11 protein-coding genes and 1 tRNA gene are annotated in these 12,081 nt (G+C 39.2%); 5 read left to right on the forward strand and 7 right to left on the reverse strand.

The window, feature by feature from the left end; genetic code table 11:
- Positions 1–24: 24 nt before the first annotated feature.
- On the forward strand, positions 25–1,125 hold the full coding sequence (locus J2S78_RS06665; protein ID WP_306898737.1) for an NADH:flavin oxidoreductase: 1,101 nt from the start codon (positions 25–27) through the stop codon (positions 1,123–1,125).
- A 73-nt stretch (positions 1,126–1,198) separates the two neighbouring features.
- Here the strand turns inward: J2S78_RS06665 and J2S78_RS06670 are convergent, their stop codons facing one another.
- On the reverse strand, positions 1,199–3,307 hold the full coding sequence (locus tag J2S78_RS06670; protein WP_306897236.1) for a heavy metal translocating P-type ATPase: 2,109 nt from the start codon (positions 3,305–3,307) through the stop codon (positions 1,199–1,201).
- 172 nt (positions 3,308–3,479) lie between these two features.
- Here J2S78_RS06670 and J2S78_RS06675 point away from each other — a divergent pair, with 172 nt between their 5' ends.
- From J2S78_RS06675 to J2S78_RS06690, 4 genes are all read left to right on the forward strand, one after another.
- A complete protein-coding gene (locus tag J2S78_RS06675; RefSeq protein WP_306897238.1) occupies positions 3,480–4,349 on the forward strand; it encodes a peptidoglycan recognition protein family protein in 870 nt (289 codons plus the stop codon).
- 292 nt (positions 4,350–4,641) lie between these two features.
- Positions 4,642–4,716 (forward strand) — tRNA-Val (locus J2S78_RS06680).
- A 100-nt stretch (positions 4,717–4,816) separates the two neighbouring features.
- Positions 4,817–5,062, forward strand: a complete 246-nt coding sequence (locus J2S78_RS06685; protein WP_306897239.1) for a hypothetical protein — start codon at positions 4,817–4,819, stop codon at positions 5,060–5,062.
- A 200-nt stretch (positions 5,063–5,262) separates the two neighbouring features.
- Positions 5,263–6,027, forward strand: a complete 765-nt coding sequence (locus J2S78_RS06690) for a hypothetical protein (RefSeq protein ID WP_306897240.1) — start codon at positions 5,263–5,265, stop codon at positions 6,025–6,027.
- 616 nt (positions 6,028–6,643) lie between these two features.
- Here J2S78_RS06690 and tatC read toward each other — a convergent pair.
- The 6 genes from tatC to J2S78_RS06720 all read right to left on the reverse strand — a co-directional run bounded on the left by tatC (position 6,644) and on the right by J2S78_RS06720 (position 12,019).
- The gene (tatC, locus tag J2S78_RS06695; protein WP_306897241.1) at positions 6,644–7,393 is read right to left on the reverse strand and encodes a twin-arginine translocase subunit TatC; all 750 of its coding nucleotides are present in this window, start codon (positions 7,391–7,393) and stop codon (positions 6,644–6,646) included.
- Positions 7,368–7,601 carry a twin-arginine translocase TatA/TatE family subunit gene (gene tatA / locus J2S78_RS06700; RefSeq protein ID WP_306897242.1) on the reverse strand — a complete coding sequence of 78 codons (234 nt, stop codon included), beginning with the start codon at positions 7,599–7,601 and terminating at the stop codon, positions 7,368–7,370. Before tatA ends, tatC begins: the two co-directional genes overlap by 26 nt.
- A gap of 189 nt (positions 7,602–7,790) precedes the next feature.
- Positions 7,791–9,530, reverse strand: a complete 1,740-nt coding sequence (locus tag J2S78_RS06705; RefSeq protein ID WP_306897243.1) for a GMC family oxidoreductase — start codon at positions 9,528–9,530, stop codon at positions 7,791–7,793.
- Between the two features lie 17 nt (positions 9,531–9,547).
- Entirely contained in the window at positions 9,548–10,309 is a 762-nt protein-coding gene (locus J2S78_RS06710; RefSeq protein WP_306897244.1) for a gluconate 2-dehydrogenase subunit 3 family protein, read from the reverse strand.
- A gap of 170 nt (positions 10,310–10,479) precedes the next feature.
- The gene (locus J2S78_RS06715) at positions 10,480–10,635 is read right to left on the reverse strand and encodes a small acid-soluble spore protein P (protein WP_306897245.1); all 156 of its coding nucleotides are present in this window, start codon (positions 10,633–10,635) and stop codon (positions 10,480–10,482) included.
- Between the two features lie 160 nt (positions 10,636–10,795).
- Positions 10,796–12,019: a dicarboxylate/amino acid:cation symporter gene (locus tag J2S78_RS06720; protein ID WP_306897246.1), complete on the reverse strand. Its 1,224-nt coding sequence runs from the start codon at positions 12,017–12,019 to the stop codon at positions 10,796–10,798.
- Between the last annotated feature and the right edge of the window lie 62 nt (positions 12,020–12,081).

Below are 12,081 nucleotides of genomic sequence, written 5' to 3' on the forward strand. Positions count from 1 at the left end.
AAGGAGGACGTCGCATTGAGTAACATGACAGAAAACGCATCTATAAAACCTTTATTTGAATCGTTTCATAGCAAAAATCTTTCTCTGCCAAACCGTACAGTGATGGCGCCGATGACTAGAGGCTTTTCACCTGGAAATGTACCTGGAGAAGATGTGGCAGCTTATTATCGTCGCCGAGCTGAAAACGATGTTGGATTAATTGTGACAGAAGGTACAGGAATTAATCATCCAGCATCTGTATCAGGGGCAAGCATTCCAGTCTTTCATGGAGAGAGCTCGTTGAAGGGTTGGGAAAATGTAGTAAAAGAAGTACATGAAGCTGGAGGGAAAATTGTACCGCAACTCTGGCATGTTGGTATGACACGTCAGGTTGGAGATCTTCCAAACAAAAACGCAATGCCAGTTGGACCATCTGGTCTTACATTAGACGGTGAAAAGATCAGTGAACCAATGACTGAACAAGAGATTTCTGAGATGATTGAAGCTTATGCTCAAGCAGCTGCGGATGCAAAACGGATAGGTTTTGATGGTATCGAAATCCACGGGGCACACGGATATCTAATTGACCAATTTTTATGGGAACAAACGAATCAACGTACTGACAAATATGGAGGAGATCTTACTTCCCGTACACGTTTTGCTGTGGAAATAGTGGAGGCTTGTCGAAATAAGGTTGGACCTGACTTCCCGATTATCTTCCGTTTTTCCCAATGGAAGATGAATGATTATAAAGCTAAAATCGCAAATTCTCCAAGTGAATTGGAAAATATCCTTCAGCCTCTTGTAGAAGCAGGAGTAGACATCTTCCACTGCTCCACGCGCCGTTTCTGGGAACCAGAATTCGAAGAGTCTAGTTTAAATCTTGCTGGTTGGACGAAGGAACTATCCAAAAAGCCGGTTATTTCTGTTGGTTCTGTAGGTCTTGATGGTGAGTTTACAAGTGGTACTAGTGCCAATACAACGAGTTTGGATGGATTAATGAAAAAATTAGAGAATGATGAATTTGATTTAGTTGCCATCGGTCGTTCCTTGCTAATGGATCCAGCCTGGGTTGCTAAAATTCGTGACGGCAGAGCCGATGAATTAAAGCCGTTTAGTAAAGAAGCATTGAGCACATTGTATTAGATATAGTAAAGGGAGCGCCCGAAAGCCCCTTTCTAAAAAGATTAAAGCAGCCGTGATGAATATCATACGGCTGCTATTTTTTTGTTCTCATTAATCGAAGGGCGTTCATTGTGACGAGTATGGTTGCTCCCATGTCGGCAAATATAGCAATCCATAACGTGAGCCATCCTGGAATCACAAGTAGCAACGCAAGAATTTTAATCCCGATGGCAAACGAAATGTTTTGTTTAATAATACGAAGAGCTTGACGGCTGAGTCGAACCGTGTAAGGGAGTTTTTCTAAATCGTCTGCCATTAGTGCAATATCAGCCGTTTCAAGGGACGTATCTGTGCCAGCACCTCCCATTGCTATACCTACCGTTGCACTTGCAAGAGCGGGTGCATCATTAACACCATCACCAACCATTGCTGTTTTTTTGTGCTCTTTTCTCATCTGTTTTATAAATGTAAGTTTATCCTCTGGTAGAAGTTCTGATTGAACGTTTGTTACACCAACAGCCTTCCCAATTGTCTCTGCTGTCTGCTTATTATCTCCCGTTAGCATTACTATTTCCCGTACACCAGAGTTTTGTAATTGTTTCATAACAATACTGCTGGAATCACGCAATTCGTCAGCAATTGCTGCTAAAGCAATGATCTTATACTCATCTCCCATTAAAATAACAGTTTTTCCTTCTTGCTGAAAATCTTTGATTTGTTTTTGGATATCATGAGTTAAGCCGTTTGTGAAAAAGGATGGTTTTCCAACGTAATAGGTCTTGCCATTAATGGTTCCTTGAATTCCTTTTCCTGTTACGGATTGAAATCCACTCACTTTCATATCTGTATAAGAAATTCCTTCCTGCTCCGCTTTTTTTAAGATGGCCGATGCCAGAGGATGATTAGAGTGATATTCCAATGCAGCTAAAAGTCGGAACACTCCTCCTTTTTCCGAAAAGAATTGTATATCTGTAACAGCCGGAACTCCTCTAGTTAAAGTTCCAGTCTTGTCAAACGCAATTGCTTTGAGTGCTCCCATCTCTTCAAGATAAATACCGCCTTTTATGAGCACTCCGTTTCTAGCAGCATTGCCAATTGCAGTAACGACAGACACAGGAGTGGATATTACGAGTGCACATGGACACCCAACGACAAGAACAGCAAGGCCCTGATAAATCCAAGTGCTCCATTCCGCAGTCGATAAAAGCGGTGGCAAAACAGCAACTATTAGAGCGATTATCATAATGGCAGGGGTATAGTAAGCTGCAAACCGATCGATAAAAGCTTGTGACGGTGCTTTTTCAGCTTGCGCTTCTTCTACGAGGTGAATAATTTTTGAAAGTGTAGTATCCTCGACCCGTTTTGTCACTTCGATTTCTAAATAGCCTTCTTCATTCAAGGTTCCGGCATAGGCGTTATTTCCGGGGTGTTTCTCAACCGGAACGGACTCACCGGTAATAGATGCTTGATTAATACTCGAAAAACCTTTGATAATTCGCCCATCCATTGCAATTTTTGTACCTGGTTTTACGATTTGGATATCTCCAATTTCAACATCTTCCACTGGGATTGTTTGAATTTCACCGTTCTGGCGTATGATTGCCTGGTCTGGTGCTATATCCATTAATGAACGAATCGAATGACGGGCTTTATCGAGTGAAAAACGTTCAAGAACTTCGCTAATAGCAAATAAAATTACAACAATCGCAGCTTCTCTCCATTCTCCAATCAACACAGCACCGGCAACCGCTACAGTCATTAATGTTTTCATGTCAAAAATAAGTTGTAAAAGATTAGAGAACCCTGTACGAAGCAAGGAATGTCCTCCGACAAGAATGGTGAAAGTATACGCAAGTATTGTATAAATAGAATACTCTCCATGAATTCCATGAAAAGTGAAACCTAAACATAATAAAATAAAAGCTAAAATGAGAGTGAAATACTTTTTCCATATTGAAATTTTCAGCGGAGGATTTTTCTGATTTTCAGGACGTACGGATAGATTTTCGAAAGCACCAGCTTTTTCTAAAGCATGTATAGATGTATCTCCATAAACTGTTAGTTTACCTGCACCAAAATTCACGCATGCATCTGTCACACCCTCCAGGTGTTGCACGTTCTTCTCGAACGTGGACGCGCAACCTGCTCAAGTGAACCCATCTACACGATAGATTTGTTTTTGCCCTTCTTCATGTAAAGACATATAGAAACCCCCTTCTATATTCAAATAACCATTTGAATATAGTGTATCATAATCAAATGTTTATTTGAATAATAAAGTAGTTTTCTCTGAGTCAATGATACAATCGTTTTTTCAATTTTTTCATAGTTTGTAAATGTAAGATGCTTTATAGATTCATCAAGGAGGTGACCTTATGCCTGATATTGAGGACATCCGCAACACCACTCCGAAACGTTCTCATAGACGAGAAGAATCTAGCATTCGTATGATTGTTCGTCATCATTCTGCTTCCCAAACAGGTGATTTTTGGTCTTTTTGGAACAACACCTGGAGTAAATTCACTCCTTCATGGCAAACGGGAGGATATCATGAAATTATCTTGCGCGATGGCACCGTGCAAGTGTGTTACCGCCCTACGATGGTAACGAACGGCGTAGCGAATCATAATTCCTATACGTATCATATTTGTCTAGTTGGGAATGGTTCTTTTACAGATGTTCAAGAAGAAAGTTGGACCGAAAGAGCGAAAAGGGCGATGGAAAAATTTAATATTCCCATAGAACATGTTCTAGGTCATAATGAACTGCCAGGAACTATGACAGCTTGTCCTGGCATAAACATGAATGATGTTCGAACAGCTTTGAATAATAATCGACCTTTGTCTGGTTCAACTTCCTCTTTATTGCAGAGAGGAGACCAAGGGAACAGCGTCAAACAATTACAAGAACATTTAATACAAGTGGGAGAAAATTTATCCGTATATGGAGCTGATGGCGATTATGGTTCCGAAACCGAATCAGCTGTCATTTCTTTTCAACGTAAACACAAGTTAAAAACAGATGGTATCGCTGGCCCTCGTACTTTAGCCAAACTGGAAGAAGTATTATCTAATGGGGGGGGCGAAATGAGTAATAATAAACCCCATTCCTCGCACGAAAAAGCTTGGAATTGGGCAGAAAAGGAAGGACTTATGAATGGAGAACGACCAAAAGATGCGTTGACCCGCGAACAATTGGCAACAGTTTTATATCGGTATCATCAAGCGGTTAAAGGAGAGAAATAATGTGTGGAAAGCGATTCGTAATATGTGGAACAATTTCTTTAAACGGGACAAGCGTCCAATCACGATAGAAGAAGGGGAAGGAGACAGTGAAACAGAATTAAATAACCGAAATGAAATTTAAATAAACGTGTATAAATGATAGAACCCTGTAGTTATGTTGTTACAGGGTCTTTTTTTCTATCAAAACAGTCATATCAATGGGAATAAACAAATTTTTAACGAAAGGTATTGCAAACTCGTTGATTAAATCGTAAAATAAAAATCATCGTTAATATAAAGCATTTTACAAAAAGAGCCGTTAGTTCAGTGGGAGAACGCTTGCTTGACAGGCAAGAGGTCACTGGTTCAAGTCCAGTACGGCTCACCATACATATTCGACAGCGTTATAAGTAAAGAGTCCAAAAATGGAACTTACCAACCTCTTTTTTAGAATCCTTTTCAGGGGATTTTAAGAAAGGGGTTTTTTTATGGCTTCAATCGAAATGGCACAGCAAGAAATTCTATCTGAGAAGCGCTTTGAAGGTCTGACTGAAAATAGCCTTGAATCTTCATCTGGTTTTTTCGAAGTTGGAATGAATGGCTACAAGAGCAAGGAATTACTCAATGCGAAAGGTTGGTCTGTGAAAACGTTCAATGGAAGGCTGAAGTTGATGAGAGTTTTTTTTAAAATGGCTCATGGAAGAGGGGGTGATTCAGGAGAGTTTTGTAGATAGGGTAAAATACAAAAAACAAGATGACACGCCAAAGTTTTCTAAACACTATAGTATTTAAGACCTAACAACAAAAATCTTTTTACCTATTTTTTACTCATTCTCTTTTATCTCTTTATTTTTTTAAGTATCCTTATTATCGTGTGAAAATTCCATCCTTATAAGCTAAAATTTTATAAAAATTGATATTAATGGAGGTTTCTATGAAAAAGTCAGCATTGATACTTACTTTAACATTTATCGTCGCATTAATGGCAGCCTGCAGCTCTGATGAAGAGGACACAGAAGCAGCTGATGACGCTGCAGCAAATTCTGAAGCACAAGAAGAGGTAAATGGAGAAGAAACAGAATCAGAAGATAAAGATAATGAATCTAATTTAGCGGATGTTTCTTCCGAAGAAGAACAAGATACTGGGGAAGAGGAAGAATTTGAATCTTATGAATACGAAGAAGTATGGGCAGACGTTGGATTAGAGGTTGAATCGTCCAAAGATGAGATAAACAGCGACGTAGAGAAATTTCAACCAATTCTCAACTCCCTCAGGAAGATAGATTACCATCGTTATATTAATGGCATTTTAAATTCTATGCAAGCAGAAGATACGGTTGGTGTTCATTATAAAAAGTTTATGAATAATATTCCTGACATGTTAATGGACTTAAAACGAGTGGAATTAGAAACAAATGAAATGGATTACGCTCGGCAGCAAATGATTAAAGCTTACGAAAAAGCTATTGATACAATTGAGCCGTTGGAATCAGAAATTGACGACATTCACGATGGCAATTTTGACACCGAGAGTATGAATGAACTTGGAAATAATTTGTTAGAAGCTTATCACTATGAAGCTCTAGCGTGTGTTCAATTACATAGAATTTACGAGGAAAAAGACGTGGATTTGGAGCCGGGGGATGAGGACGAAGTTCTCGATTTCATTGACAACTATATAATAGAGGACAAATTATAATTAAGAGAAAACCGCAAGCCCCTTGAATGACTGCGACAGGTCTAATTCCGACGTGCAGGGATTCCCGCAGCGGGAAGAAATCCAGAGCATTTGGACGTTACAAGTATAAAAGGAAAAGCTGACCTGAAGTGATTACAAACACTTATCGGTCAGCTTTTTTCTTTATAAAAAACCATGTTCGACATGAGGTTTTTCTTCTAATGTTATAATCCCGAAGGAACAATACGGAGGTTTTCGTTTATATAAAAGAGAACCGGGATTAATGTCCCAAATATAGACGTAGTACTTAATTCTATATTTGGGACATTTCCCTCTTAAATTTGTACTCATCCCACTTCCGTCCAGATATTCTAGTTATGATTTCTAACCTTTTATTTGTGACGAACGAAGTATCCCTTTAGTCATTGACAAGAAGCTTTTCTACAGTGATGTACCGTATAAAAAGATATGTTTTGTTTCTGAAGTATTCATAATAGTAAATAAAAATGTCATATATAGCGAATGCCATGAATACATAATTAAGCATCTTATCTTATAGATAAAAAACCGCCGTGAAGCACGACGGCTGTAATAAAAATTCATCCTAAAATCAAATACTTTAACCTCGATTTTGTCATTATGATGCTTTCTGGTTATTTTCTGCCCGTAATTTACGCTTGTATATTACTTTGGAAAGAACAACACCTAATTCATATAAACCAATTAAAGGGCCGAGAACAATCACTTGGGAAATGATATCAGGCGGCGTAATCAATGCAGAAATAATGGCCATGAAAATATAACCATATTTTCTGACTTCACCTAACTTTTTGGGTGTGATAACTCCTATTGCTGTAAGGAACATGAGCACAAGCGGGACTTCAAAAAGAAAACCAAGTGGAATGGATGTCATTAACATAAAAGAAAAGTATTCTTTTGCTGTAATCATCATATCAAAATTATTGGTTCCAATATTCATGAGAAATCCATAGACGGTGGGGAAAATCACGAAAAAACCGAACGCTATACCAGCGACAAAGCTGATGAAAATACTTGGAATGAATGATATAGCTGTTTTGCTTTCTTGGTTAGACAAGGCTGGACGGACAAATTTCCACATTTGATAACCGATAAAGGGTGCAGAGAAGCCGAGACTAAGACTTCCTGCAATTCCGGTATAGAATCTCACAACATCGAGCGGCCCTAGCATGACTAAGTCATTTTCTGCCGTTAATATTGGTATCACTTTATTAATGGAAACAAGAATGATAATAAAGCAGGCAACAAAGAAAACCACAGAACGTATGATAGCTTTTCTAAGATCTGTGATATGTTCGATAAGGGTTTGTTCTTGTTCTTGTTTACTGAGTTGTGTTTCCGTCATCATCGTTCCCCTTCTGCTCACTTGCAGAGGTTTCAATCTTTTTTGGTTCCGGCTCATCATCATTCATTAACGTGTTTGCGGATTTTTTAAACTCGGACAGAGTTTGACCAAACGCAGATCCTATTTCTGGTAGTTTTTTCGGCCCAAAAATTATTAATGTGACGACAAGGATGATAATTAAACCAGGAATGCCTATATTGGTGAGTCCCATCGTAATCGCTCCTTTTTAGAGGTCTTTGTTAGCAAATAAATGAGTAAAAAACGGACCGAGACGAGGGAAAAACGTCCAAAAGCTTCGTAGTTAAAAATGGCAGCACGTATCAGCAGGAGATGCTGAACGTGCCATGCTTTATTAATTGGAGGCATTTCCCTGAACGTTCGGACCGATTAGTTTTAGACATTAAACTTGTTTACTGCTTCTTTTACCTTGCACGAGCTGTCCGTTTTCTTCTCTGAATTTTTTTATACCTTCTGCTGCTCGGTACGCTAATGCACCGACAGTACCAGTAGGATTATAACCTCCGTTGTGCGCAAAGGCAGAAGCTCCTACAACGAAAAGGTTGTCGACATCCCACATTTGTAGGTAATTATTGACCGCCGATGTATCAGGGTCTGCACCCATAATGACACCACCTGTATTGTGAGTGGTTTGATAAGGCACAATATTATAGTGGTCACTTATTTCACGTGGTTCTACATTATCCGCCCCCATTTCACGCACAATTTCTGCACATTTCTCACTAAGATAATTGTGTAGCTTTCTATCTTGTTCTGTATAGTCGTAAGTCATACGCAAAAGCGGTTGTCCGAATATGTCTTTATAATCTGGATCTAAACTCAAATAATTGTTGCGGTGCGGAATTGAAGCACCTTGTGCGCCAACAGCTAAAACACGGTGATAATATTTAATTGATTGGGACTTGAATTCGGCGCCCCAATTTGGCGTGTCGTTGGGAACGGTATTATTGTTAATTGGACGCTGTCCGGTTTGGGTGATAGCGGCTACACCACCGTGGATGAAGTCAACATCTGAATGATCAAAATTGTCCCCATTATAGTCGTCCACAGCAGCACCGAGAGAGCCTGCTCCCATGTACGTATTAAATTTTTCTTCCTCAAAAAATCCATTAGCACCTGGCAAAATTTGATAGCAATAATTTTTACCAATCACACCGGATCTAGTCTCTGGATCATAAGGACGGCCAATTCCTGAATTTAAAAGCAAACGGACATTATTCATCACATAACTTGTCAATACAACGATGTCGGCAGGCTGAATAAATTCTTCCCCTGTTTGTAGATCGGTATATCGAACACCGGTGACCGTATCCCCGTCATACATTAATTCCGTCACGTTAGAATGCATTCTTAATTCGAAATTGTCTGTCCCGAGAGCAGTTGGAATGACCGTCATGTTTGGAGTAGACTTAGCCCCATATTCACAGCCGAAACGTTCACAAAATCCACAGTACTGACATTGATTAATTGTTTCTCCATCTGGATTTTCATACGTTTCGGATAAATTACCCGATGGTATATGAAAAGGGTTCAGGTTCAAGCTATTTGCAGCGTCTTTAAATCGTTGTGTAATTGGTGTCTCCTTCATGGGTGGTGTAGGATAAGGATTGTTTCGCGGAGCACCTTTTGGGTTTTCTTCACCACTAATCCCAGCTGTTTTTTCAAATTGGTAAAAATACGGCTCTAGTTCATCGTAGGATATCCCCCAATCCTGCAAAGTATAGTCGTCTCCTAATTTATTTTCGCCGTATCGTTCATCGGTTTTGGACTTGATTTCTAAGTCATATGGTAAAAAACGCCACGTTTGTCCATTCCAATGAACACCCGCACCTCCAAGCCCTTCGCCGAGTAAAAACGATCCTAACTGACGCATGGGAAGGGCACGTTCATCTCGATGATTTCTAAAAGTAATCGTTTCTCTCGATAAATCCTGCATCAATTCGTATCGGATGGCATATCTATATTCGTCATGAATATGTTGAAAGTCTTCTGTTGAACGACCTTTGCCTCGTTCGAGTCCCACCACTTGGGCTCCTTCTTTTGCTAGTTCGGCAGCAATAATACCGCCTGTCCAACCGACTCCGACTGTCACGATTTCTACTTTTTCTAATTCAGTTGCCACGTGTCATCCTCCATTCTTTATTGAGTTGAAATATGTGCTCGTAAAGCTTTAGGTTCTTTTGTAATAAATTCTTCTTCACCTATTTCATCGATATAGCTCATGTAGTTACCAGGAAATTCCTTCATCATCCACCCTTCCATATTACCGTTTCCACCATAAAGCGGATCGGAATAAGCGCCTTCTATCGTAGCTGAGCGGAGAAGTTCAAAGAAGGTAGAGGATGTTACCCCTTTTAATTCCACATCACCATCTTGTAGTTTTTTCAAAATCTGATCTTGTTGCTCTCCTTCAAGTTCTTCAAAAGATGCATCAAACTCCTTTTGGCTTTCTCTATCCATTGCTTGGATACCGACATCGAATACTTCATGACGTTTAAGCCGGGTCTGATAGCCTTGAAAATCAGAACCAGGGTAAAAGGGACCCTGCATATATTCTCTATCGTTATGACCATATGCGCCTGCCAATTGATGATCAATGAAAAAAGGGACTCCTAAAGCTATAGCTCCTGGACCATTGTCATCCTCAGGGAAAATTCGTTCGGTCGCCTGACTTAAAATGTTAAAATCTTTCTCTCTTGTGAAATACATCAAAGCCCGATTGAAGTTTTGAGAAGAATCGCCTGAGGATTCTTTTGGAGCGGTTCCTTGATTATCGTTTAAAAGATTTCTTCCGAGTACAGTGCCGAGAACGCCGCCGCCTATTGCTCCACCTGCAACATAACTTGAGTTTTTAATAAATCGGCGGCGTGACATGGTTGTTTTTTCATTATTTTCCGCCATATTATTTCTCCTTCCAAGTATGGGAAATCTGATTATTACCTTGTTAGCAATGTAACCATTAATTAGAAAATATATACGTAGTTTGGAACCATAATAAATATTAGACGACATAAAAAAATCTGTTGGAAACAGAGTTCTGTTCCCAACAGATTTTTCACGAACGATAAAATTTACATATCGTGAGAAGCGTTCTTTTTTTGTCGTGAATGATTCTGATTTTTTTCCTTGTGAGAGCCACTCATTGGCTCACCGTATGGTTGCTTGGGAGATTGAGGCAAATTAGGTTCTTGTTGTTGTTTAGGACCTTTTCGGTTTTTCGACTTCATGAATATCTTTCCCCCTTCTTCATAGTATAGGTTTTGTAAATAATAATAATCTATACAAGCTAATTGGAAGAACGAATGGGATTGCAGTACTACTATCTAAATAAAAAAGCCAACCGAATACTAAAAAAGAATCGGATGGCTTCGTAGATTGAGACGATTATTAAATGTCTGAATTCCTTTTTTCAGTGGCATTTATAACAGTCGTTCCGGTTAAGTCGCCGGTTATATTTGTCATTGTAGCTCCCATTCCAACGAGAGCATCAATAGAACTCAATAGTACGACCGTTTCAATTGGCAGCCCCGCCATAGAAAATACTGTTGCAATCATGACTAGTCCGGCTCCTGGAACGCCGGCTGTTCCGATGGTGGCAAGAGTTCCTACAACGACGATTTCAATTAAATTCCCCATTGAAAACGAAGCTCCGACGACATTTGCAGCAAACACAGCAGATACACCAATTCGGATAGCAGCGCCATCCATATTAATCGTAGCTCCTAGTGGCAAACTAAAACCGTATAGTCCACGAGACAGTTTCAAGTTCTTGGCAGCATTTAAAGTAAGGGGAAGCGTACCAGAGCTACTTTGAGTTACGAAAGCCGTAATCATTGGAGTTCTAGCTTGCGAATAAAACTGTCTAATATTAACTTTAAATAATTTTAAAACGATAGTGTATAAAATAATTTGAATGACAATAGCTCCATAAAATACAGCAACCATCTCTCCAAGTGACGTAAGTGTATCTATTCCTTGATTACCAACTGTTTTCGCCATAATTGCGAAAATTCCAATAGGAACATATTGCAGAACCCAAGACATTATTTTGAAAGTAGCCTCATTCAAACCCTCTACAACGTAAAAAACAGTATCACCGAGATGTTTCGTTTTTTCAGATGCCCGGATAGAAGCAATAGCAATACCAAAAATAATGGCAGTAAAAATAATGCCAAGCAAGTTCATCTCACTAAAGGCACTTACAATGTTTTTAGGAACAATTTGCAGCAGAACACTGGTGAATCCGGGATTATCAGGAATGTTTACCTCTTCATCCGTTTGTAACGTTACACCATCACCTGGGTTAATAAGACTGGCTAAAGTTAGTGCTACAGTCAGTGCAAGTGCTGAAGTGATGATGTAGTATAAAAAAACTTTTCCTCCCATGCGGCTTAGATTTGTTAATCTAGTCTGGTTAATGCCGACTATTAAAGTGAACAGAATCAATGGAATAATGAGAAAGGTTAATAAACGAATAAGTAAATCCCCAAATGGTTCAAGCACAGCGGCGTTTTCCCCAAAAAGAAGTCCGGTAATAATTCCTAGAATAAGTGCAATCGTAATTTTTAAAATTAATGACGTGTTTACGTATCCTTGCCAAATGTGTTTCACTATACCCCTCCTTTGTAAATAATTGTGAAAGAATTATAGCATTACACTGTAAGGGAAACAAA

Source organism: Salibacterium salarium, from assembly GCF_030813635.1.
Lineage (GTDB): Bacteria > Bacillota > Bacilli > Bacillales > Marinococcaceae > Salibacterium > Salibacterium salarium.

Coding starts and splice junctions, on each gene's coding strand:
- J2S78_RS06710 (WP_306897244.1), bottom strand. CDS start 10,309: ATGGCGGAAAATAATGAAAAAACAACCATGTCACGCCGCCGATTTATT.
- tatA (WP_306897242.1), bottom strand. CDS start 7,601: ATGGGACTCACCAATATAGGCATTCCTGGTTTAATTATCATCCTTGTC.
- J2S78_RS06715 (WP_306897245.1), bottom strand. CDS start 10,635: ATGAAGTCGAAAAACCGAAAAGGTCCTAAACAACAACAAGAACCTAAT.
- tatC (WP_306897241.1), bottom strand. CDS start 7,393: ATGATGACGGAAACACAACTCAGTAAACAAGAACAAGAACAAACCCTT.
- J2S78_RS06665 (WP_306898737.1), top strand. CDS start 25: ATGACAGAAAACGCATCTATAAAACCTTTATTTGAATCGTTTCATAGC.
- J2S78_RS06685 (WP_306897239.1), top strand. CDS start 4,817: ATGGCTTCAATCGAAATGGCACAGCAAGAAATTCTATCTGAGAAGCGC.
- J2S78_RS06675 (WP_306897238.1), top strand. CDS start 3,480: ATGCCTGATATTGAGGACATCCGCAACACCACTCCGAAACGTTCTCAT.
- J2S78_RS06690 (WP_306897240.1), top strand. CDS start 5,263: ATGAAAAAGTCAGCATTGATACTTACTTTAACATTTATCGTCGCATTA.